Source organism: Roseovarius sp. (assembly GCF_027019125.1).
Lineage (GTDB): Bacteria > Pseudomonadota > Alphaproteobacteria > Rhodobacterales > Rhodobacteraceae > Roseovarius.
The window spans coordinates 229,997-255,995 of record NZ_JALUXE010000002.1; the positions used below are offsets into that span (position 1 = coordinate 229,997).

Genomic DNA, 25,999 nt, shown 5'->3' on the forward strand with positions numbered 1-25,999 from the left:
CTCCGGCCCCTTGCGGTGCCAATTCAGGGCCTGTCCACCGTTTGCAAGGGGTCAGGCTTGTATGTGGTCCCGTGAACGGGGCCCAATCGGTCTGCTCAATCATGTCGGACTGATCCGTACGGAGGACTGAAACAGCGAATCTCTCGTGGCGGCGGGGCGGATTACGCCCGTCACCATAGTGTCACAGTAAAGCGACCCACACGCCAATGACAATGGACAAAATGAAAAGCAGCGCCGACCGGCCTCAAAGATAGTCGGACCGTTGCAGATTATACTTGGCCATTTTTTCATTCAAAGTGCGGCGCGGCAGGCAAAGTTCGTCCATCACAGCCGCGATACTGCCCTTGTGGCGGCGCATCGTGTTGTCGATCAGCATGCGTTCGAAGGCTTCGACATATTCCTTGAGCGGCTTGCCCTCGGTGGTCATCACCGGCTGCATGTCCTGATGATCCGACATCAGCAGCGAAGTGATCGTCCCCGACCCGCGCCGCGCCTGCAACACCGCACGCTCGGCCACGTTGAAGAGCTGGCGCACGTTGCCGGGCCAGGGTGCCTGCAAGAGCTGCGTGGCCTCCTGCGCACTGACCTGCGGCGCGTCACAGCCGTAATCTTCGGCGAATTGCTCGGCAAAACGCGTGAACAGCGTCAGAATATCCTCGCCCCGCTGCCGCAGCGGCGGCACGGTGATCCGCAGGCTCGCCAGCCGGTAAAAGAGATCGGGCCGCAACGCGTCCTCGCAGGTATGCCCCTCGTCCTGCATGTTCGAAATGGCGACGACGCGCGTTTCGGGTGGGGTGCCTTCCGCGTTGATATGGGTCAGCAGCTTGGCCTGCCCCGCCTCGCTCAACGCCTCGATATCCTCCAGCACCAGGGTGCCACCGCGCGCCTCTTCAAAGGCCGGAAGCCGTGCATCCTCGGGCTGCACCGGACCAAAGAGGCGCTTGATCAGCCCCTCATCGTCAAACGCGGCACAGGCCACCGAGACAAACTTGCGCCCCGCGCGCGCGCCCACCGCATGCAGCGCATGCGCCACCAGCGTCTTGCCCGTGCCGGTCTCGCCTTCGATCAGCACATGGCCATCCGCCTGCCCCAGATCCAGAATATCCTCACGCAGACGCTCCATCGCGCCGCTGGTGCCGATCAGCTTTTTCATCAACTGGCCACCGTCCGACAGATCCTTGCGCAGCGCGCGCGCGTCCAGCGTCATGCGGCGGGCATTGGTGGCCTTCTTGGCCAGTTCCGTCATGCGGTCCGGGTTAAAGGGCTTTTCCAGAAAATCGAACGCACCGATGCGCATCGCCTCAACCGCCATCGGCACATCGCCATGTCCGGTGATCATGATCACCGGCAGCGAACTGTCGGACCCCATCAGCTTCTTGAGAAACTGCATCCCGTCCATTCCGGGCATCCGCACGTCGGTCACGACGATCCCCGGATAATCCGGCCCCAGCGATTTCAGCGCCTCTTCCGCCGAGGCAAAGGCCTCGGTGTCATAGCCGGACAGCGCGAGCCACTGGCTGATGGACTGGCGCATGTCCTTTTCATCATCGACGATGGCGATTTTCATAGCTGCTGGCATTTCACATCACTCCGCTGCTCGGGTCTCATCGGCCAATATGGGAAGCTGCATCTCGAATACAGCCCCTCCGTCGGGCGCATTGCGCGCCACAAGACGTCCGCCAAGGTCGTTGACGATCCCCGAGGAAATAGCAAGCCCAAGCCCGACCCCATCGCCGGGCTGCTTGGTGGTGTAAAAGGGCTCGAACAGATTCTTGAAATCACCGATCCCCTCGCCGTTGTCACGCACCGTCAACACCGCCGTTTCCCCCGCCGCGAGCAGAATGTCGATGGTGGCATCAGGCACCGCGTTCGTGGCATCGATGGCGTTGCGCAAGAGGTTGATGATCACCTGCTCCACCCGCACCCGGTCGCCCATGATTATGACCGGCTGATCCGGCAGGGTGCGGGTGATGGTGATCTTGCGCTGGCGCAACTGCGGCTCCATCATCGAGAGCGCCGAGGCCACGGCATCCGCCATGTTTACAGGGGAAAACTGCGTTCCCGACTGTCGCGCGTAGGACTTGAGCTGCTTGGTGATCGCCCCCATCCGCTCGATCAGATCGTCAATCCGCTGAAAGGCCGAGAGCGCCTCGTCGGGCCGGTTGCGCGACAGCAAGAGCCGCGCCCCCGCCAGATAGGTTTTCATCGCGGCAAGAGGTTGGTTCAACTCGTGGCTGACCGCCGCCGACATCTCACCCAGCACCGCCAGTTTCGAGCTTTGCTGGATGGTCTGTTCGGCCTGTGCAAGGTTCTCTTGCGCCCGCCTGCGCTCGGCGATTTCCCGCTGTAGGCGGGCATTCAATGCGCGAAGCTCTGCCGATTCCCGCTGAAACAGCGCCATCCGCAGCGCCGCCTTGCGGTTCAGAAAGTAGAACGCGAGCGCGAGGAGAATCGCGAATCCCATGATCTCGAGCGCGAGATAGCCGTTCACCTTGTCGCGCACCGCGGTGTAGGTGGTGAATCCGGCGATCCGCCAGCCGCGAAAGGCCACCCGCCCCTCGACCCGCATCACCGCCTCGCCGCGCACATAGGCATCCGCCGGCAGCGCCGTCCAATCCGAGGTCGCCTGAATGGCGCGCTGAATGGCGCTGTTGACCGGTTCGCGGCGCAGCGCCTCGGCCTCTGTCAACCCACGCCAGCGCGGCTCGGTCGCCAGAATGATCCGCCCCTCGGTATCCGTCACCATCACGGCATCGGAAATCCCTGCCCAGGCGCGCTCGTATTTGCGCAGATCCACCTCGACCACGATCACGCCCAATGTGCCATTCTGGGTCTCGATCCGACGCGAGTAGTAAAAGTTGAATTGCCCGGTTTCCTGACGCAAAACATGGAAAATCGTATCGCGCGAGCGCATCGCATCCACGAAATAGGCGGCCGCCTTGTGGCTCTCTCCCAGTCGCAACCGGTCGGTTGCCGCCACCGCGCGCCCGTCCCTGTCGAGCAGGGTCAGGCTGGCCGCGCCGATTTCCTCAAGAAACGAAATCAGGCGTTGCGTGGATTGCGCATAGTCCTGCGTATTCAGCGCCGCGATCAGCGCCGGGTCCCGCGCCAATAGCTGCGGCACAATCGCATTCTGGCGCAACTCCGACAGCAGGTTGCCGGAATAAAGCACCAGACGCAGCTCCGCACGGTTGCGCGTGTTCTCGGTAAAGCGATCCGTCAACAGCCGGTTGGTGGTCAGCACCACCGCCACCGCCACCGCGAAGAGCGCAAAAAGCACCGCGCGCGCGCGCCAGGAAATGGTGCGCATACGATGACGTGCAGTCGAAGAGGCGGCTTTGCTCATGCGTTCAGATTATGCCGCGCGCCGCCGCTTCTCAAGCGCAAGCGTTCAGGCGCGCTCCAGCGCTCCCATCACGCCGGTGAAGAGCGCGGCCCCATCGGTGCCCCCCTGCAACGGCTCTGCCATGCGCTCGGGATGCGGCATCATCCCCAGAACGCGGCGATTCTCGGACAGGATACCCGCGATGTCGCGCGCCGACCCGTTGGGGTTCTCGGTATAGGTGAACGCAATCCGATCTTCGGCGGCCAACCGCTCCAGCGTGGCGGCATCGGCATAGTAATTGCCATCGTGATGGGCAATCGGCACGGTGATCGTGCTGCCCGCCGCGTAGCCTTGGGTAAAGGCGCTGTCCGAGGTCGCAACCTTCAGGCCAACAGGCTTGCAAACATATTTCAGCCCGGCATTCCGCAACAGGGCGCCCGGCAGGATGCCTGTCTCGGTCAGGATCTGAAACCCGTTGCACACGCCCAGCACATAGCCGCCCTTGTCCGCATGGGCGATGACCGACCGGCAAATCGGCGAATTGGCGGCAATCGCCCCGCAACGCAGGTAATCGCCATAGGAAAACCCGCCCGGCACGCCGACCACATCGACACCTTGCGGCAGGTCCGTATTCTTGTGCCAGACCATCGACACCCGCGCGCCCGCGCGCTCAAAGGCCACCGCCAGATCGCGGTCACAATTCGATCCAGGAAAGACGATGACGGCGGCATGCATCAGGCCAACTCCACCGAATAGCTCTCGATAACGGTGTTCGCGAGCAGCTTTTCGCACATCTCGGTCACGGTCGCCTTGGCCTTGTCCGCGTCGGTCTCGGCCAGATCAAGCTCGATCACCTTGCCCTGCCGCACCGCTTCGACCCCATCGAACCCCATCGAGCCGAGGGCATGGCGCACCGCCTCGCCCTGGGGGTCGAGAACGCCGGATTTCAGCATGACATGCACGCGCGCTTTCATGGGATACCTCTTCAGTTGATCAGTTTGGGCCGCGCCATCGGCGTGCTGCCCTTGGGCATGACACCCAGACGGGTGGCGACCTCGGTATAGGCATCCGTCAGGCTGCCCAGATCGCGGCGGAACACATCCTTGTCGAGCTTGCGACCGGTGGCGATATCCCACAGACGGCAACTGTCGGGGCTGATTTCATCGGCCACGATCAACCGCTGGAAATCGCCATCATAGACGCGACCGATCTCGATCTTGAAATCAATCAGCTTGATGCCCACGCCATACATGACGCCTGCAAGGAAATCATTGACGCGCAGCGCAAGGCTGAGGATGTCGTCCATATCCTGCTGGCTGGCCCAGCCAAAGGCGGCGATATGCTCTTCCGTGACCAGCGGATCGCCCAGCTTGTCATCCTTGAGGCAATATTCCACGATCGGGCGCGGCAATTGCGTGCCCTCGTCGATGCCCAGACGCTTGGCCATGGTGCCCGCGGCATAATTGCGCACGATCACTTCGAGCGGGATGATCTCGACCGCCCGCACCAGTTGCTCGCGCATGTTGAGCCGCTTGATGAAATGCGTGGGCACTCCGATGTTGGTCAGACCGACCATGAAATATTCCGAGAGCATGTTGTTGAGCACGCCCTTGCCCTCGATGACGGCCTTCTTCTCGGCGTTAAAGGCGGTAGCGTCATCCTTGAAATACTGGATGATCGTGCCCGGCTCCGGCCCTTCATAGAGGGTCTTGGCCTTGCCTTCATAGATTTTCTTGCGCCGCGCCATGGGAACTCCATCGTTGAGGGTGGGGGGCGTGAGTCCCCTCATGCCGATGCGCTCTCATAGTGCATGGGCCAACACGTCGCAAGATGGCGTTGGCCCCTTGCCCTTTTGCGTGCCAGATTGCATATCGGGGACAACGGCAACGCATGCAAGGGGACCGGCCCAATGACCACCTTTGACGATCGCGAAAGCGCATTCGAAAACAAATTCGCCCATGACGAGGAAATGGCCTTTCGCGCCGTGGCCCGTCGCAACAAACTCCTGGGCCTCTGGGCTGCGGAACTTCTGGGCAAGACCGGCGACGACGCCAATGCCTACGCCCTCGAAGTGGTCAAGGCCGATTTCGAAGAAGCAGGCCATGAAGACGTGGTGCGCAAGGTCGCGGGCGATCTGGGCGACATCGCCGATGTCGACACCATCCGCTCCAAGATGGACGAGCTCTTGAAGATCGCCAAAGGCCAACTCGCGAAAGAGGCCTGAGTCGTCACAGGCGACGATAGCAGGGGCGCGCCACGAAACGGCGCGCCCTTTCTCATGGTGAGCCAATACAAACGCGCCTCACCATTTACATGAATTAAATGCATTTGCGCGCATGCCCGATTTGATGGCACATCTGCGTGCTCACGAATTACGGGACAGCCCAGATGACAAACGCCCTCACCAAGATGCTCGCCACCCGCGACTGGATTCTCGCCGATGGGGCCACCGGCACCAATCTCTTCAACATGGGCCTGCAATCGGGCGATGCCCCCGAAATGTGGAACGATCAGCATCCCGACCGGATCAAGCGCCTCTATACCGAGGCCGTGGATGCGGGCAGCGACCTGTTCCTGACCAATTCCTTTGGTGGCAATGCGGCGCGCCTGAAACTGCATGGCGCTCAGGGGCGCGCGCGGGAACTTTCGCGCATTTCCGCCGAGATTGGCCGCGACGTGGCCGACCGCTATGACCGCCCCGTGATCGTGGCTGGTTCTGTCGGCCCGACGGGCGAGATCATGGCGCCGATGGGCGCGCTCACCCATGAACTGGCGGTCGAGATCTTTCACGAACAGGCCGAGGGCCTCAAGGAAGGCGGGGCCGACGTGCTCTGGCTCGAAACCATCTCCGCCCCCGAGGAATACAAGGCCGCCGCCGAAGCGTTCAAGCTGGCCGACATGCCGTGGTGCGGCACCATGAGCTTTGACACCGCCGGGCGCACCATGATGGGCGTCACCTCTTCCGACATGGCCGCTATGGTCGAAAAGCTGGGCAATCCGCCGCTCGCCTATGGCGCCAATTGTGGCGTTGGGGCGTCGGACCTTCTGCGCACCATTCTCGGTTTCGTGGCCCAGGGATCCGAGCGCCCCATCATTGCCAAGGGCAATGCCGGCATCCCGAAATACCATGACGGCCATATCCATTATGACGGCACGCCAGACCTTATGGCGGAATATGCCGTGCTCGCGCGCGATGCAGGCGCCACCATCATCGGCGGTTGCTGTGGCACGATGCCCGAACACCTGTCGAAAATGCGCGCGGCGCTCGAAAGCCGCCCGCGCGGCCCCCGCCCCACGCTGGACCAGATCACCGACGCGCTCGGCGGTTTCTCCTCGGGCGGGGATGGCACCGGCGACGATAGCGCGGCCCCTCGCCGCCCCCGCCGCCGCCGCGCGTAGGGTGGGTGCCAACCAACCCTGCCGCTCAAAACAACGCCAACTGATCCCCCCGCGCAAGCGGCACCTCAAAGAGATCGGTGCGCAACGGCCCTTGCGCCTGATCAAACCCCAGCCGCCGCGCCGCAAGATCGAACCGGCGCGCGATCATCCGCGCATGCACCCCCTCGCCCCGCATCCGCTTGTGCCACTCGGCGCTATACTCCTGCCCGCCATGCATCTCTCGCAGCCGGGTCATCACCTTGTTCGCCCGGTCGGGATACTGCGCCGCCAACCACTCCTGAAAGAGCGGTGACACCTCACGCGGCAGACGCAGCATGATCCAGCTTGCGGCCCCTGCCCCGGCCTCACGCCCTGCCGCCAGAATCGCCTCGATCTCCGGGTCGGTCAGCCCCGGAATGACCGGCGACACCATCAGGCGCACGGGAATGCCCGCCGCCGCCAACCGCCGGATGATCTCCAGCCGTCGTGCCGGTGTGGGCGCGCGCGGCTCCAGCCGCCGCGCCAGGACCTCGTCGAGCGTGGTCACCGAAATCCCGACCCGCGCCAGCCCGTGCGCGGCCATTTCGCCCAGAATATCAATATCCCGCTCGATCAGCGCCCCCTTGGTCACAACCGCCACCGGATGACGGAACCGCTGCAAGACCTCGAGACAGCCACGGGTAATGCCGAACTCCGCCTCGATCGGTTGATAGGGGTCGGTATTCGTGCCGATCGCAATCGGCGCCACCTGGTAGCTGCGCGCTCGCAATTCCGCCTCTAGACGTGCTGGGGCCTCGGGCCGCGCGATCAGTCGTGTTTCGAAATCAAGCCCCGGCGACAGGCCCAGATAGGCATGGCTCGGCCGCGCAAAACAATAGATGCAGCCATGCTCACAGCCGCGATACGGATTGATCGAGCGGTCGAACGGAAGATCGGGCGAGCGGTTATAGGTGATCATCCGGCGCGGGCGCTCTGTCGTGACCTGCGTGCGCAGCAGTCGCTCTTCCTCCTTCACGGGCCCCCAGCCATCTGCCTCATAGCGTACGGCAAACACCTCGAACCGGCCGGCGGCATTGCTGGCCGCGCCGCGCGCCCGAGGACGCAGATCATGTGGCAGAGTCGGATCATGGGTCATGGCGCGAAGAATGGAACATTTCATGAACGCGCGCAAGTGACGCTACGGCCTGATGCTCAAACGGGAAATTGATTTGCTCTGCATCTGATAGCCATGTTCACCTCGACCGTATCGAAATTTCATGTCTGGGAGGGATCATGATTCGTAATATTCTTTTGGCCGGGGTGACAGCATTGCTGCCAACGCTCGGCTCTGCCGCCCCCATCGGGCCATTTTCCGATCTTGTTGTTTTTGGCGACAGCCTGAGTGATCCTGGCAATATTTTCGCCATCACTGGCGGCACGGTGCCCGATCCCACGCTCTATCCCAACGGTCAGTTCACCAATGGCAACACATGGGCTAGCCAACTGGGGGCGAATTTCGCCTCAGGGACCAATTTCGCCTTTGGCGGGGCGAGGGCCGTGGCAAACCCGGAGCCTGTCGGGGGAGACATGGATGACAATACAGATGCCATTCCCGATTTTGCAGCACAGCGCGACCTGTTCGGCCTGACTGCCCCAAGCCTCGGGCCCAACCCCCTGGCGACTGTGTGGTTCGGTGGCAACGACCTGCGCGCCGGTCTGGCCAACCCGGCCAGCATTGGCGCGGTCATCTCGGCAGCGGTGACCGAGATCGTCACCGGAGTGGGTGATCTTTTCTCGCGCGGACTGACCGATGTCCTTGTCTTTGGTCTGCCGAATCTGGGCCGCATCCCCGAGGTGACGTCGCTGGATGCATTTCTGGCCAGTATCGGTGCCGCACCAGCCGGAACCGCCATCGCCGGCGCGACAGCGGCCACTCAGGGCTTCAATGACGCACTCAGGTCCGGGCTCAGCACCCTGACGCCACTCGGCAACGTGCAGTTTCTTGATACGTTTGCCTTGTTCGAGGACATCCTCGCCGATGCGGATGCCCTGCAGTTTACCAATACTACCGATGCCTGCATCCTGACGCTGGTGCCTGCCACCGACTGTGCCACCGATCAGGGGTTTGTCTTTCACGACAGCATCCATCCCACCGACCGCGTCCACGCGCTGATCGCCGAAGAAGTCCGCGCCGCTGTTGTCCCGCTTCCGGCGGGGGGATTGTTGCTGCTGACGGCGCTCGGGGGAATTGTTCTTATGCGTCGCCGCGCCTGACTCTCCCGCCCCGGCGGTCAGCACTCTGGGGTGCCCAGCCGGGGCGAAAGCCCGCTGTGTTGCGGAATTTCGAATATCATCATGCCGATAATTCAGTCACATCCCGCGCGATTCCAAGCTATAGGTCGGTTGCGGCGCGGGCAGCGTCGCAATTCGGAAAGTGGCCGCGCCGCAAATTGACGAAAGCTGCAACCAGTCAACCCAGATGCGCGCGCGCAGAGAACTCAAGGATTCCCGCAATGTCCGACCAAGACGACGACATCATCCTCGCCGACCTCGACGATGACGAGCTTGTCCAACAGATGTTCGACGACCTCTATGACGGCCTCAAGGAAGAGATCGAAGAGAGCGTTCACATCCTGCTCGAGCGCGGCTGGGAACCCTACCGCATCCTGACCGAGGCGCTGGTCGGTGGCATGACCATCGTCGGCAAGGATTTCCGCGACGGCATCCTCTTTGTTCCCGAAGTTCTGCTGGCGGCCAACGCCATGAAGGGCGGCATGGCCATCCTCAAGCCGCTTCTGGCCGAAACCGGCGCACCGCGCGTGGGCAAGATGGTGATCGGCACCGTCAAGGGCGACATTCACGACATCGGCAAGAACCTCGTCGGCATGATGATGGAAGGCGCCGGCTTTGAAGTCGTCGATCTCGGCATCAACAACGCCGTCGAGAAATATCTCGAAGCGCTGGAAGCCGAACAGCCCGACATCCTCGGTATGTCCGCGCTGCTGACCACCACGATGCCCTACATGAAGGTCGTGATCGACACGCTGGTGGAACAGGGCAAGCGCGATGATTATATCGTCCTCGTGGGCGGCGCACCGCTCAACGAGGAATTCGGCAAGGCCATCGGTGCCGATGCCTATTGCCGCGATGCCGCCGTGGCCGTGGAAACCGCCAAGGATTTCATGGCGCGCAAGCACAATCGGCTGGCCGCAGGCTGAGCAACCGACACGCTCCGAAACGGCCCGCCCCTGCGCGGGCCGTTTGCATTTGAGAGGACCGCCATGGATCCGAGCGACGATCACCTGACCGACCAGGGGCTTGAGGCCGAGGGGCAAGGCCGCCTTCTGCTCATTGCCTGCGGGGCCTTGGCGCATGAGATTCTTGCGCTCAAACGCCTGAACGGCTGGGATCACATGGATCTGCAATGTCTCCCCGCCAAGCTCCATCTCTACCCCGACCAGATCACCGAAGAGGTGGAAAAATCCGTCCTCGCCCATCGCCAGGATTATGACCGTATTTTCGTGGTCTATGCCGATTGCGGCACCGGCGGCTTGCTCCAGGCAAAATGCGCCGAACTGGGCGTGGACATGGTGGCAGGCCCGCATTGCTATGCCTTTTACGAAGGTCTCGACCGCTTTGCCGCCCATGAGGATGAAATCAGTGCCTTCTACCTCACCGATTTCCTCGTGCGGCAGTTCGATGCCTTTGTCTGGAAACCCATGGGGCTCGACCGCCACCCGCAGCTGCGGGACATGATCTTTGGCAATTACACCAAGCTGGTCTATCAGGCGCAAACCGATGATCCGGCCCTGCGCGCCAAGGCAGAGGACTGTGCCGCGCGCCTTGGTCTCGCCTATGAATACCGCTTCACGGGCTATGGCGATCTTAAGGCATCACTTGAGAAACAAGCCGCAAGGTCTTGATTTAAAAATTATCCTGCCAGAAGTGCCTCGGGGGTGTGGGGGCAGCGCCCCCATGCTGCTGTCTTACGCGGCCTCCGCCGCCACCAGCCTGATCCGTTCAATCATCGCCCGCACCCCGTTCGAGCGTTGTGCCGACAGATGGGCATCCAGCCCCAGCCGCGCCAATTCCGCAGGGGCATCCACGCGCCCCACCTCCGCCACGGGCACGCCGTTATAAAGCGCGCGCAGCACCGCGATCAGGCCCCGCACGATCATCGCATCGCTATCGCCGTCAAAGCTGAAGACACCCGCCTCGATCCGTGGATGCAGCCAGACCTGGCTTGCACAGCCCTCGACCTTGGTCGTGGGCACCTTCAGCGCGTCATCCAGAGGGTCCATCGCCCGGCCCCGGTCGATCACGTAACGATAGCGATCTTCCCAATCCTCCAGAAACTCGAAATCATCGACAATCTCTTCAAAGGCGGCAGCAGCCATGACACTCTCCTTCACTCTGCCTCAGACCTAGGGCCGGGTCGGAAAAAGGTCCAGACCCCGCTTGCACCTTTTCAAGCCGGACGCGATAGGATAGTCGGAAGGAAAAGATGACAGGGGCGGATGGCATGCAACGGCGGGTCTTTCTATCATTGGTGGCAATGTCGGTTCTGGCGGGCTGTGGCGGGTATCGCCGGTCGCGTGCCAATCCGCGCAATTGGTTCGGGCGCAGCACCCCGCGCCGCCGCCCCGCCGAACCCGCGCCCGCCAATACCAATCCCCTTATCCCCGAGCGTGAGGACACGATCTTTCGTCGCCGCCGCGACAAGGTCTATGAGGGCACACCCGTGGATCAGGTCACGCGCATGGTGATCGAACGCACCAGCGACGGCGCCATCATCCGGGTCGAGGGCGTGACCCTGCAACAGGGGGCCTTCGACGTGCGACTGGTTTCCGAGACAGACGACAAACCCGTGAACGGCCGGCTGGATTATCGCCTGATGGCCATTCAGCCCGAGGACCAACCCCAGGGTCCAGAGCGCGCGCGCACCGTGCTGGCTGCGGTGTTTGTCTCAAACCAGGTGCTTGAGCGCTCGGATGAGATCCGCGTGATCGGTGCCCGCAACGAGCAGATCAGCCGCCGCTAAGGGCGCGGTCACAGCCTCGCCTCAGAGGTCCACGATCTCCACGCCGCTGCCCTTGACCGCCAGCGCCACCTCGCCCTTGCAAAGCCGCAGCGCGTCGGCCCCAAAGACGTCAAACCGCCAGCCGCGCAGTGCCGGAAGATCGCGCCCGCCCGCCGCCAGCGCGTCAAGGTCGCTCGCACTGGCAATGAGCTTGGCCGCAACGCCGTAACTCTCGCTCTTGGCCTTGAGCAGCACCCGCAAGAGATCGGCCAGCGCCGGATTGACCTGTGCGCGATCCTCAAGGGTGTCCGCGCGCGGCATCCGGTCCGCCGGGCACTCCAGCCCCGCCTTGACCGCCGCCAGAATCCCGTCGGCAATCTCCCCCTTGCGCGCCTCGCGCAGCAAAAGCCGCGAGCGCCCAAGATCCTGCGGCGTCACCGGCTTGGTCGAGGCCAGTTCGACCAGCGCATCATCCTTGTAGACCCGGCTGCGCGGCACGTCGTGGGATTGGGCATATTCTTCGCGAAACCGCGCCAGTTCCCGCAGAATCGCCAGAAACTTGGGCGAGGTGTTGCGTGTCTTGACCCGCTGCCACGCCTCGGCCGGATCGGTGCGATAGGTCGCGGGATCGGTCAGCACACTGAGTTCCTCGGCCACCCATTTGTCGCGCCCGGAACTTGCCAGCTTCTTGGCCAGATATTCGTAGATCACCCGCAGATGCGTCACATCCGCCAGCGCATAATGCTTTTGCGCCTCGGTCAGAGGACGCCGCGACCAATCGGTGAACCGAGAGCTTTTGTCGACGCTCTGCTTGGCGATCCGCTTGACGAGCGTCTCATAGCCCACCTGTTCGCCAAAGCCACAGACCATGGCCGCCACCTGCGTATCGAACAGCGGATCGGGAATCACCCCGGCATCGACGTGAAAAATCTCCAGATCCTGCCGCGCGGCGTGAAACACCTTGACCACCGACGTATCCCGGAACAGCTCGTATAGCGGCTCCATCGACATCTCTGCGCCCTCGATCGGATCGACCAGAACGGCACTGTCCTCGTCACCGCCCGGCACGGCCATCTGCAAGAGACAGAGCTTGGAATAATAGGTGCGTTCGCGCAAAAACTCGGTGTCGAGGGTCACATAGGAATGTTTGCGCACCATTGCGCAAAAGGCCGCCAGATCGTCAGTCGTGGTGATGGTTTTCATAAGGGGTGATCTTTGCTCTTGTCTCAGGTGCCCGGTTCTATCCCCCAGCCCAAGCTATAGTGAAGAACGGCGGAAATGCAACCGCCGCGCTCAGGGCAGATAGAGCGGCGCGCGATTGCCCTCGGCAAAGCGCCGCAGCACCATGGGATAGAGGATATGCTCCTGCGCCAGCACCCGCGCCGCAAGGCTGTCCGGCGTATCGCCGGTCAGGACCGGCACCCGCGCCTGCCCCAGAACGGGCCCCTCATCCAGCTCGGCCGTGACCTCATGCACGGTACAGCCCGCCTCCTGCTCGCCCGCCTCCAACGCACGCGCATGGGTGTGCAGGCCGCGGTACTTCGGCAAGAGCGAGGGGTGGATGTTGATCATCCGCCCTTGCCATGGCGTCACGAACCCGGCCGTGAGCACGCGCATGAACCCGGCCAGACAAATGATGTCGATGCCGTAAGGCATCAGACGCTCGGTCAACTCGGCCTCGAACGCGGCACGATTGGCCCCGTGGGGGCGGTGATCCACCACCTCTGTGGCAATCCCGCGCTCGGCAGCCCAGGCGATGCCCCCCGCGTCTGCCCGGTTCGACAGTACCAGCGCCGGGCGCGCCGGATGATCGGCGCGCATACTCTCGACCAGGGCGCGCATGTTCGAGCCGCCCCCCGAGAGAAAGATCGCGACCCGCTTGCTCACAAAAGACGGCCCCGATAGGCCACGCCCTTGCCCGCCACCACCTGTCCCAGGCGGCAAACCGTTTCACCGGCCTCGCTGAGGGCCGCGCTCACCGCTTCGGCCTCGTCCGCCGCGACCACCGCGATCATGCCGATGCCGGAATTGAAGGTCTTGAGCAATTCCGGCTCAGCCATGTTGCCGGTCTCGGCGAGCCAGCGGAACACGCCCGGCAACTCCCACGCGCCAAGGTCAATCTCCGCGCCCAGCCCCTCGGGCAACACACGCGGCAGGTTCTCGGTCAAACCGCCGCCGGTGATATGCGCAAGGCCGTGAATCCCCCCCACGTCGAGCGCCGCCAGAACCGGGCGCACATAGAGCCGCGTGGGCGTGAGCAGAACCTCTCCCAGACTGCCCTCGGCCCAGGGGCAGGCATCCTCCCACGTCAGCCCCGACATCTCGACGATCCGCCGCACGAGGGAATAGCCGTTGGAATGCACCCCGTCCGAGGCAAGGCCAAGCAGCACGTCGCCCTCCGCCACATGCGCAGGCAGTTCCGTGCCCCGCTCCATGGCCCCCACGGCGAATCCCGCCAGATCGAAATCGCCCTTGGGATACATGCCCGGCATTTCCGCTGTCTCGCCGCCAATGAGCGCACAACCCGATCCTTCACAGCCCCGCGCGATGCCTTCGATGATCCGCGTCGCCTGCTCCAGCTCCAGCTTGCCCGTGGCGAAATAGTCGAGGAAAAACAGCGGCTCTGCCCCTTGGCAGATCAGATCATTGACGCACATCGCCACCAGATCGACCCCCACGCCATCGACATGGCCCGTGTCAATCGCGATGCGCAGCTTGGTGCCCACCCCATCGGTCGCCGCCACCAGCACCGGATCGCTGAACCCGGCAGCCTTGAGGTCAAAGAGCCCGCCAAAGCCGCCCAGACCCGACATGACGCCCGAACGGTTGGTCCGCTTGGCCGCAGGCTTGATCCGCTCCACAAGCGCATTGCCCGCGTCAATGTCGACGCCTGCATCGGCATAGGTGATCCCGTTCTGTCGCTCGGTCATGGCCTCAAGTCCCCATCGCTAGAATGCGCCACCCGTTAGCCGATTGACCGCCGCTGCGCAATCTCAAAGCCTTGACCCCGCCCCGTCCCCGGCTTACCAGTTGCCGCAGGTGGGGCCTGTAGCTCAATTGGTTAGAGCAGAGCGCTCATAACGCTTTGGTTGGGGGTTCGAGTCCCTCCGGGCCTACCAGATCAAGGGATTGCCGCCCATGCCCGCCCCCGTTTCCTCGATCCGCAATCTCGGCCCGGCCTCGGACGCGGGCTTTGCGCGCGCGGGCATCCATGACGCCGACAGCCTGCGCGCCATGGGGGCCGATGCCGCCTATGAGGCGCTCTTGCGCAACGGCACCGCCCCGCATTTCATCGGCTACTATGCCCTTGTCATGGGCTTGCAGGGGCGGCCTTGGAACGATTGCCAAGGGGCAGAGAAAACAGCCCTCCGCGCCCGGTTCGATGCGATCAAGGCGCGGGTGGCAGGGGAAGGTGACGCGCCTGACGCCGCCATCGAGGCCATCCTGAACCAGATCGGCACAGGCTTGCGCCGCTAGTGCACAGTGCGTCTCATCGGAAGTGACACCGCCCCGGACCTCAAACCGAGGGCACCGGCAGATTGCCCTTGACCCGCGTCAGGTTGATCCGCTGCCGATCTTCACGCGGCGAAATGCCGAATGCATCGCGGTAATGCCGCACCAGCACCTTGGAACTGGCATAGCCCACCGCTTCGGCAATCTGCGCCATGGTGTCGTTGGAATACATCACGATCTGCCGCGCTGCCTTCATCCGCATGGCACGGAAATAATTGGTCGGGTTCTGCCCTGTCGCCCGCTTGAAGCTGCGCTCCAGATGCCGAGGGGTGATGCCCAGCTCCTCGGCCACCTCCGCCATCGACAAGGGCGCCGACATATGCCGCGCCATCAGGTCAATCGCCTTTGCAACCATCGGTGGCAGATCGGTCGCCCGCGCCCCCTCGCCCAGCACGGGCACCATTTGCTGCACGCCAGCCTTGCGCATCATCGGATGCTGGAACCAACAGGCGACCTCGGTTGCGATTCCCGCGCCAAGTGCTGTCTCGACCATATGCAGCGCCAGATCAAAGGCCGCCGCCGCCCCCGATGCGGTCACGCAGCGCGGGTCGATCTCGATCACCTGATCGGACGCGGGCACACCCGGGAACTCGGCCAGAAACGCCGCCTGATAGCACCAATGCACCGACAGCGCGACATCCGCCACCGCCCCGCTGCGCAAGAGCGGGAATACCCCGCCGCTGATCGCGCCCAGAACCGTGCCATGCCGCGCAACGCGCCGCAAATGTGCAGCAGAACGCGCATCGGCAAAGCGGCTGGTGGGGGCCGACAAGAGCAGCAGGTAATCGCAATCGTCGGTCTCTGACAGACGCCGGCCCGGTTCAAACCCGATGCCCGCGCTCGACATCACCCGCTCCGCCCCTTCGGCCACCAGATCCCAGGCGAAGGTGCGATGCCCCGAAATCTCGTTGGCCGCGCGCAGCGGCTCGATCACCGAGGTCAGGCATGACATCGGAAATCCCGGAAAGATCAGGAACCCTATTCGGATCACGCGCTGTGTCATCTCGGTCGGCCTCTTGTCGGAACTGCCTGTGCCTCTACGTAACATTTTCCACTTGGGAAAAATTTATGCAATATGGTGAAGACGATAAGTCTGAACAGACATTCTGGCCTTTTCGACGCATTCGCCCTAAAGCTGAGAGGAAAACAATGAGCATCATGGAAGCCGCAAAATTGGTCAAACTGACTCAGGACCCTCACAAGCTGCGCGAAGAACGCGAGAAAGTGCTTGAAGTCGCGATCGGTCGCGAAGTGCGCGCCTATCGCAAGAAACAGAATATCACCGTGGCCGAACTGTCGAACATGACGGATCTGTCCATCGGCATGCTCTCCAAGATCGAGAACGGCAATACCTCACCCTCACTGACCACGCTGCAAACCCTGGCGCGCGCGCTCTCCGTGCCGCTCACGGCCTTCTTCAAGGAATACGAAGAACGCCGCGAGGCCGTGCATACCAAGGCCGGTCAGGGCGTCGAGATCGAGCGCGCCGGCACCCGCGCGGGCCATCAATACAATCTCCTCGGCCATATCGGATCGAACAGCAGCGGTGTCATGGTCGAGCCCTATCTCATTGTGCTCAACTCCGAATCCGACACGTTCCAGACCTTTCAGCATGAAGGGATCGAAATGATCTACATGCTCGAGGGCGAGGTCGGCTATCGCCACGGCAACGAGACCTATCACCTCACCCCCGGTGACACGCTCTTTTTCGATGCCGACGCGCCGCATGGGCCGGACCAGTTGATCCGCTTTCCGATCCGCTACCTGTCGATCATCAGCTATCCGCAAAAGAGCTGAGGCCAGAGGCGAACGGTTGCTTCCCCTCGCCGCAAGCCATGACGCGCGCGGAGCGTCAGGGCGCATCGCGCCCATCGCCCCCCCCCGTCCCGGGCCTGACCCGGGACCTCGCCAAGGCAGCGCAGAGGCGCCAGGCCGCGGCACGGCCCAGCGATACTCTTCACTTCTGCAACGGCGGTTCCGTCTCCAGATCGGGCCAGACACCGGGGCTGGTGGGCAGACCATCATCGAACCGGCTCAGATAGTCGATCATCATCGGCCGGTTGCGAATGAACCCTTTGTAGGTCGCCAGTTCCTCGGGCAGATCGCGCACGACCCGGTGCAACCGGCGGCCCCATTTCGGCACACTCACCACATCCTGAAACGCGATCAGATAGCAGCGGATCGGGAAAAGCAGCGCATTGGAGCGCGGCAGCCGGAAAAACGTCTGCAATTCCACCCGCAAATGCTGTTTCGCGCCGATATTCTCGGGCGTCAGCGTGGTCTTTTGCACGCCCCATTTGTGGTAGTTCTCGGGGCTGGTGTCCAAGAGCGGGTTGACCGTCATCGTCCAGTTCAGCCGCCGCGCCGGTGCGCCCTGCTGCACATTGAGCAGGAATTTCAACGCGCGCTGGAAAATCCCCATCTCATGCGCCAGAGGCACCGGCGCGTGCCACTCAAAGAAGTTCATGCCGATGTCGAAGTCGAGCGACCAGTCCGCCTGCGTCGTGACCATCCCCGCATCCATCCACAGCATCTCGTCGCGCTGATCGAGCACGGCGAAATCGCCCTGCGTCTGCCGCGTGATATACTCCAGCGGGCCACAGGGCAGCGTGGTCTCGTCAAGAAAGGTAAAGCTCTGGTCAATCCCCATCGGCTTGTTGATCCACCGCCAGCGGTTGCCGTCGCGGTGCAATTCAAAAAGGTCCGGGTAATCCTCGGCCTTGCAGGTCATGATGAGTTCAAGCGTATCCCACCCCGCCAGCGTCATATGCGGCAAGGACTGACAGCGCAGCGGGTCTTCGGCCAGCACGATCGCGCGGTCCCGCATTTCCGACAGGTAATGCTCGTCCACATCGAACCGCTTTTCATAGACCGAGCCCGCAGGCCCGCCGCGATGCTGCTCCATGTTGACCGAATACATGTAGCTGTCTTCGTGGAACGGGAACGGGAACCGCTTGATCGCCCAGGGCGAATTGCGAAAGGAATAGTCGTCGCGGAAGGTTTCGTTATTGAACTGAATGGTCATCTCGCTTGGCTCCTTACCGGTCCAGAACCAGCGTCTTGCCGACAAAGCGGCTGACGCAGGGCATGATTTTCTTGCCGCTGGCATGTTCGGCCTCGTCCAGCCAGTGATCGCGGTGCACGATCTCGCCGTCCAACTCGACCACGTCGGTCTCGCATTGCCCGCAGGCACCGCCCCGGCAGAGGAAGGGCGCATCGACCCCTGCCCGCTCGATGGCTTCCAGCAGGCTCTCATGCTCGCCCACCTGAATGACCAGATCGGATTTGCAGAGCCGCACTTCGAACGGCGCACCGGGCTGCGGGGCCAGGAACTCTTCGGAATGCACCGCCTCATCCGGCCAGCCTAGCGCTGCGGCACGGGTCTTGACCCATGCGATCATCCCCTTGGGACCGCAGACATAGACATGCGTGCCCAGAGGCTGCCCGCTCAAGAGATCGTCGAGCGCAATCGCCTGCTCTTGATCGTCATAATAGATATGCGCCTTGTTTGGGTATTTGCCCCGCAACTCATCCGCATAGGATCCAAGCGCCGCACTCCGGCAGGCGTAATGCAATTCCCAGTTGCCGTTCGATTGCTCCAACTGCGCGATCATCGCCATGAAGGGCGTGATCCCGATGCCGCCGGCAAAGAACACATGCTTGCGCGCCCGCAGATCGAGCGGAAAGAGGTTGACCGGATAGGTGATGGTCATCGCATCGCCCGGTTTCACATGACGATGCATATAGAGCGATCCACCCCGCCCCTCGTCATCGCGGCGCACCGAAATGGCATAGAGCGAGCGATCACCGGGATCCGACATCAACGAATAGGGGTTGAGCCGCGTGCGCCCCTCGTCGTGCATTTCCACGACCGTATGCGCACCGGCGGAAAACGGCGGAAACTCCGCCCCATCCGGGCGGCGGAATTCGAACCGTGTCACCAATTCGTTCACCGGCACCACGGCCGCCACGACAACATCTATCTTTTCAGCCCCGGCACGGGCCTTCTGGGGGGCGGCGCTCATGAATACAACTCCTTTGCAGGGGGGATTTCGCCGGGGTCCTCGGCATCAATGCACACGCCCTGAAATGCCGCCAGCCGCCGCGAATAGTGATCGCGCACGAATAGGTTCAGGCCACAATGCGAACAGACAAAGGGATCGGTGGTCACATCCTCTGTGATGCCCTTGCAATGTACGCATTGCATCCGCCGCGCGGTCGAGCCGCGATGCTCGGTCTGGATGGCGCTGTGGGGAATGCCCGCGCTCACCGCCTCGTTCATCGCCTGCCCCATCAGCCCTTCGGTCCCTGCAAGATAGACCTGCAAGCCCATATGCGCATCCGACAGCACCCGCCGCAGCCGCTGCACCGATGCCGCATAACTCGGCCCGATATAGAGCTGCGCCGGACCCGCCGCGCGCAGCTTCTCCACATAGGTCTCGCCGGTCCCCTTGGGGATATAGAGGATATGCGCCTTGGCCATCAGCCCCGCATCCTGCGCCGCCAGGTCAAGCAGCGCCTCGGCCCCTTCGGCATCGGCGATCATCAGATGCGCCTTGCCCGGTCGCGGGGCCAATGTGCCATAGACCGGGCGGCTGGTGATACTCTCCGGAAACTGGAATTTCGACATCTTTGCGTCTGCTCCCTTTCGCGTCGTTAGAGCCAAAGGCCCGAAGGCCAAGGGTTATCCCTTGGCCGCCCGGATCAGCTTGTCCTTGTCATAGAATGGCATCTCTTCGGCCACGCAGCCAACCTCGGTGCCATCGGCGTAGCGCACGCTCATCTTGGTGCCCGGAACGGCGCAGTCCACGGGCATCCGCGCGATCCCCACGTTATAGCCGTTGAGGTTGGAATTGAGACCGAAGGTCACGACGCCCACAACCTCGCCATCCTTGAGCAGCGGCGCGCCCATGTCGGCCGCGCGCTTGCCCTCAAGCCGCACGCCGTAGATCTTGAACCGTTCCTTGCCCTTGAGCGCATAGTGGTTTTCCGAGCCACGGAACCCGGTCTTGCCCGGCGAGACGGTGAAATCGAGACCCAGTTCCCAGAGCGTATCGCCGCACAAATCGTCCTTGAACGGGAAGGTTTCGGAATTGTCGCCCGGATAGAACAGCAGGTAGCTTTCGGTGCGCAAGAGATCGAGCGTCGAGAACTGCACCGGCACGATGCCCATGTCCTTGCCGTCCTCCAGGATGCGATCCCAGATCTGGATCGCGTGGCGACCCTGACAGAAAATCTCGTAGCCGCGCTCGCCGGTATATCCGGTGCGCGAGATCATCACCGGCAAATCAAAGAGCTTGGTTTGCAGGATGCCGAAATAGGCCAGATTACGAATCCCCGGCACATGCTTTTCGAGGAAATCCACGGCCACCGGCCCTTGCAGCGACATATCGTGCAGATCGTCATCAAAGATCATCGCGACGTTCTTGCCATAGGCGGCCATCGCCAGCGATTCGTGGCCAGTGCCGGTGCCATGCACCACCATCCAGTGATTGACCGAGAGGCGGTAGATCACGCAATCGTCGATGAACTTGCCCGCGTCATTCAACATGCAGGCATAGACGGCGCGGCCCGGCATGATCTTGTCCACGTTGCGCGTGGTTGCGCGGTCGATCACGGCGGCGGCATGCGGGCCCACAATGTGAATTTTCTTGAGGCCGGATACATCCATCAGGCCCGCCTTGGTGCGGACCGCCAGATAATCCGCCTCGGCGCGTTCGTCGGTATGGTCATAAAACCATGCCGTGCCCATGCCATTCCAATCGGTCAGCTCACCGCCGATTTCGGCATGCCGCGGTGCAAGGGCAGAAGTTCTGTAGATAATGGCCATGTAAGCCTCCCTGTCGGTGTTATGTTTGACGATATTCAGACGCAGTTCGTGGCAAAAATCAATACTTTCATGCAGATTTTTTTCCTAAGGGGAATATCGCCCTTCTTTCCGCCCGAATTCCGGGCAGATCCGGAATTGAACACCGTTTGGATACAAATTTCTTGACAGACAGAAAATTTTTTGCCCCCCTAAGAAGAAAAAGTTTTCACCACCATTAAAACAACACTGCACAACAGGGAGAGTGCGATGAACGGCAACCTTGATGCGTTGACGACCATCTTCACCGAATTCTACTATTGGGTGACGGTCGTCTTTATGTTTCTGATCCATGTCGGCTTTTGCATGTATGAGGTGGGCGCGAGCCGCCGCCGCAACCACATGCACACGCTGATGAAAAACGTGATGGTGATTCCCCTTGTCACCGTGACCTTCTTCTTCTTCGGTTGGTGGATCTATTGGGCCTTCCCGATGTTCCCCTTCTTTGGCGGGCTCAATCACGAATTGGGCGATGCCAACCTGCCTTGGTCAGAGACCATGGGTACCAATCTTGGCGACCGGATCACCGGCGTGTTCTGGGCGGCCTTCCTGCTCTTCTCGTGGACGGCAGCCTCGATCGTTTCCGGCTCCGTGATCGAGCGGATTCGCTCCTCCGCCCTCTGGGTTCATGCGGTGCTGATCGGATCGGTCTGGTGGATCATCGACGCCGCCTGGGGCTGGCACTATGACGGCTGGATGGTCAAGTTCCTGGGCTATCACGATGCCTATGCCTCTGGCGTGATCCACGCCATCGCAGGTGGCTATGCGCTCGGCGTGATCATGGTTCTGGGGCCGCGGATCGGCAAATTCGCCGCCGATGGCACACCGCGGGACATCCCGCCGCATAACCCCTGGATGCTCACCATCGGGATTTTCCTGATCTATACCGGCTTCTGGGGCTTTTATGCCGCCTGCAACGTGCCGCTCATCGCGCCCGAGGTTATCGGCGGCCAGATCACCGGCACCACCTGGACGGCCACAAACATCTATCTCGCGCCCACCTCGCTGTCGGCCATCACCTTCAACTTCCTGATGTCGCTCTCGGGCGGTCTCATGGCGGCCTATGTCGTGTCCAAGGGCGATGCCTTCTGGACCTTCTCGGGCGGTCTTGCCGGGGTGATCACCGCGTCCGCGGGCAATGACCTCTACCACCCGATTCAGGCCATGCTGGTCGGCGCGGTCGGTGTCGTGATCGTCTACAAGCTCCACTACTGGGTCGAACGCCGGTTCAAACTGGATGATGCCGTGGGCGCAGTTGCGGTGCATGGCTATTCCGGCGTCGTCGGCCTCATCATCGCGGGCTTCATGCTCTGGGGCGCGCCCTCCTCACCCTTCGAGGGCTATGCCACGATCAACCCGCTGGGTCAGACCCTTGGTGCGGTGATCATGTTCTTCGTCCTGGGCTTCCTGCCCGCCTTCATCGTGTCCAAGATGCAGGCCGCCGCCGGCGTGCTGCGCATCCCGGTCGAGGTGGAATTGCAGGGTCTCGATTACGCAGAACACCATGCCTACGAGGATGCCATCGTTCAGGTCATCGAGGCCGACAAGGCCTATCTCGCAGCCAAAGCAACCCCAGCAGAATAAGGAAAAGGCACATGTCTACAATCGGATACGAATCCTGGGCCGTTGATCTGGCCGAAGTCGGCGCCGTCTATCCCTTCCAAGGCTGGGAAATGGCCATGACCGTGGTCGGTGTGATCTTCTGGCTCGCGTGGCACCGAATCCAGTTCGTCCGCGAGGGCGAGCATCTGGAACAAGCGCGCCGGATGGGCGATCCCGAAAAGGTGCGCAAGCATCTCGAACGCTACTGATCCTGCCGTGATTTGCGCGGGCCACACCGGTCCGCGCAAATTACCCACAGGAAACTTTTATTCATTTGAGTTGCAGCACCTTCAGTCCGATGCTAGACTCGGACTCAGGGAGCCCCCCGGGGCAGAATCACCAAAGTGGAGCAAACGCGAATGTGCGGGATTGTCGGACTTTTCCTGAAAGACAAAGCACTTGAACCCCAGCTTGGCAGCTTGCTGACCGATATGCTGATCACGATGACCGACCGTGGCCCCGACAGTGCCGGGATCGCCGTTTACGGCGCACCACAGGCGGGCCATGCCAAACTGACCATCCAGTCAGATAACGCCGCCCAGGACTTCGACGGTCTGGCCGAGCGCCTCTCGTCCGAACTGGGCGCACCCGTCACCCTCACCCGCAAGGATACCCATGCGGTGCTGGATTTCCCCGCCGACAAGGCCTCCGAGACCCGCGCCACGCTCGAGCGAATCGCCCCCGGCGTTCGCGTCATGTCCGCAGGCGAGAGCATCGAGATTTACAAGGAAGTGGGCCTGCCCAAGGACGTGGCCGCCCGGTTCGAGATTTCCAAGATGAGCGGCACCCATGGCATCGGCCATACCCGCATGGCCACCGAATCGGCCGTGACCACCATGGGCGCGCATCCGTTCAACACGGGTTCCGACCAGTGCCTCGTGCACAATGGCTCGCTCTCCAACCACAACTCCTTGCGCCGCAAGCTGCTGCGTGAAGGCGTGCGCATCGAAACCCAGAACGATACCGAAGTGGCCGCCGCCTACCTCACCTGGAAAATGCGCGAAGGCGCCACCCTGGGCGAGGCACTCGAAAGCTCGCTGGTCGATCTCGACGGGTTCTTCACCTTCGTGGTCGGCACCGAGGACGGCTTTGGCGTGGTGCGCGATCCCATCGCCTGCAAACCCGCCGTCATGGCCGAAACCGATCAATACGTTGCCTTCGGCAGCGAATACCGCGCCCTCGTCAACCTGCCGGGCATCGAACAGGCCCGCGTTTGGGAACCCGAGCCCGCAACCGTCTATTTCTGGAAGCACTGATATGCAGACATTTGACCTCGCCGCCGAAGGGCTGCGCAGCCTCAATGCCACCCTTCAGGCACAGGCTAAGGAAACCAACCAGACCGGTTGGGACATCATCAACCCGCGCGGCAGCCATGCCATCGCCGTCGGGCTCGACGCTCCCATCGAAGTGCATGTCATGGGCTCGACCGGCTATTACTGCGCCGGCATGAACAAACAGGCCACCGTGCATGTGCACGGCTCCGCCGGCCCCGGCGTCGCCGAGAACATGATGAGCGGCACCGTGATCGTCGAAGGCGACGCCAGCCAATACGCCGGGGCAACCGGCAATGGCGGCACGCTCATCATCAAGGGCAATGCCTCGTCGCGCTGCGGCATCTCGATGAAGGGTATCGACATCATCGTGCATGGCAACATCGGCCATATGTCCGCCTTCATGGCGCAATCAGGCAATCTCGTGGTCTGCGGCAACGCCGGGGACGCTCTGGGCGACAGCCTCTACGAGGCGCGGCTCTTCGTGCGCGGCAGCGTGAAATCCCTCGGGGCCGATTGCATCGAAAAGGAAATGCGCCCCGAACATCTGGAACTCCTTGCCGAGTTGCTCGAACGTGGCGGCTGTGACGCCAAACCCGAAGAGTTCCGCCGCTATGGCTCGGCGCGCCAGCTTTATAACTTCAAACCTGACAACGCATACTGAGGGCTCAGACCATGAAAGACGAGACCCACGGCGCTCCGCGCACCATGCCGATCCAGTCGGCAACCTTTTCGCAGTCGATCAACGCGGAAATCCGCCGCGCGGCGGCCACCGGCATCTATGACATTCGCGGTGGCGGGGCCAAACGCAAGGTGCCGCATTTCGACGACCTGCTGTTTCTTGGCGCGTCGATCTCGCGCTACCCGCTCGAAGGCTATCGCGAGCGCTGCGACACCTCGGTGACGCTGGGCACCCGGTTTGCCAAGAACCCGATCCAGCTCGACATTCCGATCACCATCGCGGGCATGAGCTTTGGCGCGCTCTCCGGCCCCGCCAAAGAGGCGCTGGGGCGCGGTGCCACGCTGGCGGGCACCTCGACCACGACCGGCGACGGCGGCATGACCCCAGAGGAACGCGGCCATTCCAAGAAACTGGTCTATCAATATCTGCCCTCGCGCTATGGCATGAACCCCGATGACCTGCGCCGCGCTGACGCCATCGAGGTGGTGGTCGGTCAGGGCGCCAAGCCCGGCGGCGGCGGTATGCTTCTGGGTCAGAAGATCTCGGACCGCGTGGCGCAGATGCGCAACCTGCCCAAGGGGATTGACCAGCGTTCGGCCTGCCGTCACCCCGACTGGACCGGCCCCGACGATCTGGAAATCAAACTGCTGGAGCTGCGCGAAATCACCGGCTGGCGGGTTCCGATCTATATCAAGGTTGGCGGCGCACGCCCCTATTTCGACACCACGCTGGCGGTCAAGGCCGGGGCCGATGTGGTCGTGCTCGACGGGATGCAGGGTGGCACGGCTGCGACACAGGACGTGTTCATCGAACACGTGGGCCAGCCCATCCTCGCCTGTATCCGCGAAGCAGTGCGCGCGCTTCAGGATCTGGGCATGCACCGCGAAGTGCAACTCATTGTCTCGGGCGGCATCCGCACCGGCGCGGACGTGGCCAAATGCATGGCGCTTGGCGCGGATGCGGTGGCCATCGGCACGGCAGCCCTGATCGCCCTTGGCGACAATGACCCCAAGTGGGAATCCGAGTATAACAAGCTTGGCACCACCGCGGGCGCCTATGACGACTGGCACGAGGGCAAGGACCCCGCGGGCATCACCACCCAGGACCCCGAGCTGATGAAGCGGTTTGACCCCATCGAAGGGGGGCGTCGCCTCAACAACTACCTCAAGGTGATGACGCTCGAAGCGCAGACCATCGCGCGCGCCTGCGGCAAGAGCCACCTGCACAATCTCGAACCAGAGGATCTCTGCGCCGTGACGATGGAGGCCGCCGCCATGGCCAAGGTTCCGCTTGCCGGAACCGATTGGTGGCCCGGCAAACCCGGCACCGGCTTCTGATCCCCGATCCGGCGTGGCCTTTTCGG

28 protein-coding genes and 1 tRNA gene are annotated in these 25,999 nt (G+C 62.5%); 14 read left to right on the forward strand and 15 right to left on the reverse strand.

Annotated features, from left to right (window positions below):
• Positions 1–244: 244 nt before the first annotated feature.
• From MVC20_RS01310 to purC, 5 genes are read right to left on the reverse strand one after another with little or no spacing between them, the layout of a single operon-like run.
• Entirely contained in the window at positions 245–1,579 is a 1,335-nt protein-coding gene (locus MVC20_RS01310; protein WP_297537701.1) for a sigma-54 dependent transcriptional regulator, read from the reverse strand.
• Between the two features lie 6 nt (positions 1,580–1,585).
• Positions 1,586–3,346 (reverse strand): ATP-binding protein, encoded by a 1,761-nt coding sequence (locus MVC20_RS01315; protein ID WP_297537703.1) that lies wholly within the window; start codon positions 3,344–3,346, stop codon positions 1,586–1,588.
• A gap of 45 nt (positions 3,347–3,391) precedes the next feature.
• Positions 3,392–4,060: a phosphoribosylformylglycinamidine synthase subunit PurQ gene (purQ, locus tag MVC20_RS01320; RefSeq protein WP_297537704.1), complete on the reverse strand. Its 669-nt coding sequence runs from the start codon at positions 4,058–4,060 to the stop codon at positions 3,392–3,394.
• Complete coding sequence (gene purS, locus MVC20_RS01325) at positions 4,060–4,299, reverse strand: phosphoribosylformylglycinamidine synthase subunit PurS (RefSeq protein WP_297537706.1); 240 nt, start codon at positions 4,297–4,299, stop codon at positions 4,060–4,062. Before purS ends, purQ begins: the two co-directional genes overlap by 1 nt.
• 11 nt (positions 4,300–4,310) lie before the next feature.
• A complete protein-coding gene (gene purC / locus MVC20_RS01330) occupies positions 4,311–5,072 on the reverse strand; it encodes a phosphoribosylaminoimidazolesuccinocarboxamide synthase (protein WP_297537708.1) in 762 nt (253 codons plus the stop codon).
• Between the two features lie 162 nt (positions 5,073–5,234).
• On the opposite strand from purC, the gene MVC20_RS01335 reads away from it, so the two are divergent.
• On the forward strand, positions 5,235–5,549 hold the full coding sequence (locus tag MVC20_RS01335) for a DUF1476 domain-containing protein (protein WP_297537709.1): 315 nt from the start codon (positions 5,235–5,237) through the stop codon (positions 5,547–5,549).
• 164 nt (positions 5,550–5,713) lie between these two features.
• Positions 5,714–6,724: a betaine--homocysteine S-methyltransferase gene (bmt, locus tag MVC20_RS01340; RefSeq protein WP_297537711.1), complete on the forward strand. Its 1,011-nt coding sequence runs from the start codon at positions 5,714–5,716 to the stop codon at positions 6,722–6,724.
• Positions 6,725–6,749: 25 nt separating this feature from the next.
• On the opposite strand, the gene MVC20_RS01345 is transcribed toward bmt, so the two are convergent.
• Entirely contained in the window at positions 6,750–7,838 is a 1,089-nt protein-coding gene (locus tag MVC20_RS01345) for a PA0069 family radical SAM protein (protein WP_297537713.1), read from the reverse strand.
• Positions 7,839–7,975: 137 nt separating this feature from the next.
• On the opposite strand from MVC20_RS01345, the gene MVC20_RS01350 reads away from it, so the two are divergent.
• The 3 genes from MVC20_RS01350 to MVC20_RS01360 all read left to right on the forward strand — a co-directional run bounded on the left by MVC20_RS01350 (position 7,976) and on the right by MVC20_RS01360 (position 10,605).
• Positions 7,976–8,956 carry an SGNH/GDSL hydrolase family protein gene (locus MVC20_RS01350; RefSeq protein ID WP_297537714.1) on the forward strand — a complete coding sequence of 327 codons (981 nt, stop codon included), beginning with the start codon at positions 7,976–7,978 and terminating at the stop codon, positions 8,954–8,956.
• Positions 8,957–9,195: 239 nt separating this feature from the next.
• Entirely contained in the window at positions 9,196–9,900 is a 705-nt protein-coding gene (locus MVC20_RS01355; RefSeq protein WP_297537716.1) for a corrinoid protein, read from the forward strand.
• Between the two features lie 63 nt (positions 9,901–9,963).
• Complete coding sequence (locus MVC20_RS01360; RefSeq protein WP_297537718.1) at positions 9,964–10,605, forward strand: DUF1638 domain-containing protein; 642 nt, start codon at positions 9,964–9,966, stop codon at positions 10,603–10,605.
• Positions 10,606–10,668: 63 nt separating this feature from the next.
• On the opposite strand, the gene MVC20_RS01365 is transcribed toward MVC20_RS01360, so the two are convergent.
• Positions 10,669–11,079, reverse strand: a complete 411-nt coding sequence (locus MVC20_RS01365; protein WP_297537721.1) for a SufE family protein — start codon at positions 11,077–11,079, stop codon at positions 10,669–10,671.
• Positions 11,080–11,204: 125 nt separating this feature from the next.
• Between MVC20_RS01365 and MVC20_RS01370 the strand changes: the two genes are divergently transcribed.
• Positions 11,205–11,723, forward strand: a complete 519-nt coding sequence (locus MVC20_RS01370) for a hypothetical protein (RefSeq protein ID WP_297537723.1) — start codon at positions 11,205–11,207, stop codon at positions 11,721–11,723.
• Positions 11,724–11,744: 21 nt separating this feature from the next.
• On the opposite strand, the gene rnd is transcribed toward MVC20_RS01370, so the two are convergent.
• The 3 genes from rnd to purM all read right to left on the reverse strand — a co-directional run bounded on the left by rnd (position 11,745) and on the right by purM (position 14,632).
• On the reverse strand, positions 11,745–12,905 hold the full coding sequence (gene rnd / locus MVC20_RS01375; protein ID WP_297537725.1) for a ribonuclease D: 1,161 nt from the start codon (positions 12,903–12,905) through the stop codon (positions 11,745–11,747).
• Between the two features lie 90 nt (positions 12,906–12,995).
• Entirely contained in the window at positions 12,996–13,589 is a 594-nt protein-coding gene (gene purN, locus MVC20_RS01380) for a phosphoribosylglycinamide formyltransferase (protein ID WP_297537727.1), read from the reverse strand.
• Positions 13,586–14,632: a phosphoribosylformylglycinamidine cyclo-ligase gene (purM, locus tag MVC20_RS01385; protein ID WP_297537729.1), complete on the reverse strand. Its 1,047-nt coding sequence runs from the start codon at positions 14,630–14,632 to the stop codon at positions 13,586–13,588. Before purM ends, purN begins: the two co-directional genes overlap by 4 nt.
• 112 nt (positions 14,633–14,744) lie before the next feature.
• On the opposite strand from purM, the gene MVC20_RS01390 reads away from it, so the two are divergent.
• Positions 14,745–14,821: transfer RNA gene (locus MVC20_RS01390), tRNA-Ile, on the forward strand.
• 19 nt (positions 14,822–14,840) lie between these two features.
• Positions 14,841–15,179 carry a TfoX/Sxy family protein gene (locus tag MVC20_RS01395; protein ID WP_297537731.1) on the forward strand — a complete coding sequence of 113 codons (339 nt, stop codon included), beginning with the start codon at positions 14,841–14,843 and terminating at the stop codon, positions 15,177–15,179.
• Positions 15,180–15,219: 40 nt separating this feature from the next.
• On the opposite strand, the gene MVC20_RS01400 is transcribed toward MVC20_RS01395, so the two are convergent.
• On the reverse strand, positions 15,220–16,218 hold the full coding sequence (locus MVC20_RS01400; protein ID WP_297537733.1) for a helix-turn-helix domain-containing protein: 999 nt from the start codon (positions 16,216–16,218) through the stop codon (positions 15,220–15,222).
• Positions 16,219–16,364: 146 nt separating this feature from the next.
• Here MVC20_RS01400 and MVC20_RS01405 point away from each other — a divergent pair, with 146 nt between their 5' ends.
• The gene (locus MVC20_RS01405; RefSeq protein WP_297537735.1) at positions 16,365–17,012 is read left to right on the forward strand and encodes a helix-turn-helix domain-containing protein; all 648 of its coding nucleotides are present in this window, start codon (positions 16,365–16,367) and stop codon (positions 17,010–17,012) included.
• A gap of 160 nt (positions 17,013–17,172) precedes the next feature.
• Here MVC20_RS01405 and MVC20_RS01410 read toward each other — a convergent pair whose 3' ends face one another.
• Genes MVC20_RS01410 through MVC20_RS01425 form a run of 4 tightly spaced genes read right to left on the reverse strand, consistent with a single transcriptional unit; the run spans position 17,173 to position 21,045 of the window.
• A complete protein-coding gene (locus tag MVC20_RS01410; protein WP_297537737.1) occupies positions 17,173–18,240 on the reverse strand; it encodes a DUF3445 domain-containing protein in 1,068 nt (355 codons plus the stop codon).
• A gap of 13 nt (positions 18,241–18,253) precedes the next feature.
• Entirely contained in the window at positions 18,254–19,240 is a 987-nt protein-coding gene (locus MVC20_RS01415) for a PDR/VanB family oxidoreductase (protein ID WP_297537739.1), read from the reverse strand.
• On the reverse strand, positions 19,237–19,845 hold the full coding sequence (gene dmmA, locus MVC20_RS01420; protein WP_297537741.1) for a dimethylamine monooxygenase subunit DmmA: 609 nt from the start codon (positions 19,843–19,845) through the stop codon (positions 19,237–19,239). The genes MVC20_RS01415 and dmmA overlap by 4 nt, the downstream gene beginning before the upstream one ends.
• Before the next feature lie 54 nt (positions 19,846–19,899).
• Positions 19,900–21,045 carry an aminomethyltransferase family protein gene (locus tag MVC20_RS01425; RefSeq protein WP_297537743.1) on the reverse strand — a complete coding sequence of 382 codons (1,146 nt, stop codon included), beginning with the start codon at positions 21,043–21,045 and terminating at the stop codon, positions 19,900–19,902.
• Between the two features lie 246 nt (positions 21,046–21,291).
• Here MVC20_RS01425 and MVC20_RS01430 point away from each other — a divergent pair, with 246 nt between their 5' ends.
• From MVC20_RS01430 to MVC20_RS01450, 5 genes are all read left to right on the forward strand, one after another.
• Positions 21,292–22,665: an ammonium transporter gene (locus MVC20_RS01430; RefSeq protein ID WP_297537745.1), complete on the forward strand. Its 1,374-nt coding sequence runs from the start codon at positions 21,292–21,294 to the stop codon at positions 22,663–22,665.
• Between the two features lie 11 nt (positions 22,666–22,676).
• Positions 22,677–22,892, forward strand: coding sequence for a hypothetical protein (locus MVC20_RS01435; RefSeq protein ID WP_037274857.1), 216 nt, complete (start codon positions 22,677–22,679; stop codon positions 22,890–22,892).
• Positions 22,893–23,042: 150 nt separating this feature from the next.
• The gene (locus MVC20_RS01440; protein WP_297537748.1) at positions 23,043–23,939 is read left to right on the forward strand and encodes a glutamine amidotransferase family protein; all 897 of its coding nucleotides are present in this window, start codon (positions 23,043–23,045) and stop codon (positions 23,937–23,939) included.
• A 1-nt stretch (position 23,940) separates the two neighbouring features.
• On the forward strand, positions 23,941–24,618 hold the full coding sequence (locus tag MVC20_RS01445; RefSeq protein ID WP_297537751.1) for a protein GlxC: 678 nt from the start codon (positions 23,941–23,943) through the stop codon (positions 24,616–24,618).
• Between the two features lie 11 nt (positions 24,619–24,629).
• Positions 24,630–25,973 carry an FMN-binding glutamate synthase family protein gene (locus MVC20_RS01450; protein WP_297537753.1) on the forward strand — a complete coding sequence of 448 codons (1,344 nt, stop codon included), beginning with the start codon at positions 24,630–24,632 and terminating at the stop codon, positions 25,971–25,973.
• Positions 25,974–25,999: the final 26 nt, after the last annotated feature.

Coding starts and splice junctions, on each gene's coding strand:
- MVC20_RS01310 (WP_297537701.1), bottom strand. CDS start 1,579: ATGCCAGCAGCTATGAAAATCGCCATCGTCGATGATGAAAAGGACATG.
- MVC20_RS01315 (WP_297537703.1), bottom strand. CDS start 3,346: ATGAGCAAAGCCGCCTCTTCGACTGCACGTCATCGTATGCGCACCATT.
- purQ (WP_297537704.1), bottom strand. CDS start 4,060: ATGCATGCCGCCGTCATCGTCTTTCCTGGATCGAATTGTGACCGCGAT.
- purS (WP_297537706.1), bottom strand. CDS start 4,299: ATGAAAGCGCGCGTGCATGTCATGCTGAAATCCGGCGTTCTCGACCCC.
- purC (WP_297537708.1), bottom strand. CDS start 5,072: ATGGCGCGGCGCAAGAAAATCTATGAAGGCAAGGCCAAGACCCTCTAT.
- MVC20_RS01335 (WP_297537709.1), top strand. CDS start 5,235: ATGACCACCTTTGACGATCGCGAAAGCGCATTCGAAAACAAATTCGCC.
- bmt (WP_297537711.1), top strand. CDS start 5,714: ATGACAAACGCCCTCACCAAGATGCTCGCCACCCGCGACTGGATTCTC.
- MVC20_RS01345 (WP_297537713.1), bottom strand. CDS start 7,838: ATGACCCATGATCCGACTCTGCCACATGATCTGCGTCCTCGGGCGCGC.
- MVC20_RS01350 (WP_297537714.1), top strand. CDS start 7,976: ATGATTCGTAATATTCTTTTGGCCGGGGTGACAGCATTGCTGCCAACG.
- MVC20_RS01355 (WP_297537716.1), top strand. CDS start 9,196: ATGTCCGACCAAGACGACGACATCATCCTCGCCGACCTCGACGATGAC.
- MVC20_RS01360 (WP_297537718.1), top strand. CDS start 9,964: ATGGATCCGAGCGACGATCACCTGACCGACCAGGGGCTTGAGGCCGAG.
- MVC20_RS01365 (WP_297537721.1), bottom strand. CDS start 11,079: ATGGCTGCTGCCGCCTTTGAAGAGATTGTCGATGATTTCGAGTTTCTG.
- MVC20_RS01370 (WP_297537723.1), top strand. CDS start 11,205: ATGCAACGGCGGGTCTTTCTATCATTGGTGGCAATGTCGGTTCTGGCG.
- rnd (WP_297537725.1), bottom strand. CDS start 12,905: ATGAAAACCATCACCACGACTGACGATCTGGCGGCCTTTTGCGCAATG.
- purM (WP_297537729.1), bottom strand. CDS start 14,632: ATGACCGAGCGACAGAACGGGATCACCTATGCCGATGCAGGCGTCGAC.
- MVC20_RS01395 (WP_297537731.1), top strand. CDS start 14,841: ATGCCCGCCCCCGTTTCCTCGATCCGCAATCTCGGCCCGGCCTCGGAC.
- MVC20_RS01400 (WP_297537733.1), bottom strand. CDS start 16,218: ATGACACAGCGCGTGATCCGAATAGGGTTCCTGATCTTTCCGGGATTT.
- MVC20_RS01405 (WP_297537735.1), top strand. CDS start 16,365: ATGAGCATCATGGAAGCCGCAAAATTGGTCAAACTGACTCAGGACCCT.
- MVC20_RS01410 (WP_297537737.1), bottom strand. CDS start 18,240: ATGACCATTCAGTTCAATAACGAAACCTTCCGCGACGACTATTCCTTT.
- MVC20_RS01415 (WP_297537739.1), bottom strand. CDS start 19,240: ATGAGCGCCGCCCCCCAGAAGGCCCGTGCCGGGGCTGAAAAGATAGAT.
- dmmA (WP_297537741.1), bottom strand. CDS start 19,845: ATGTCGAAATTCCAGTTTCCGGAGAGTATCACCAGCCGCCCGGTCTAT.
- MVC20_RS01425 (WP_297537743.1), bottom strand. CDS start 21,045: ATGGCCATTATCTACAGAACTTCTGCCCTTGCACCGCGGCATGCCGAA.
- MVC20_RS01430 (WP_297537745.1), top strand. CDS start 21,292: ATGAACGGCAACCTTGATGCGTTGACGACCATCTTCACCGAATTCTAC.
- MVC20_RS01435 (WP_037274857.1), top strand. CDS start 22,677: ATGTCTACAATCGGATACGAATCCTGGGCCGTTGATCTGGCCGAAGTC.
- MVC20_RS01440 (WP_297537748.1), top strand. CDS start 23,043: ATGTGCGGGATTGTCGGACTTTTCCTGAAAGACAAAGCACTTGAACCC.
- MVC20_RS01445 (WP_297537751.1), top strand. CDS start 23,941: ATGCAGACATTTGACCTCGCCGCCGAAGGGCTGCGCAGCCTCAATGCC.
- MVC20_RS01450 (WP_297537753.1), top strand. CDS start 24,630: ATGAAAGACGAGACCCACGGCGCTCCGCGCACCATGCCGATCCAGTCG.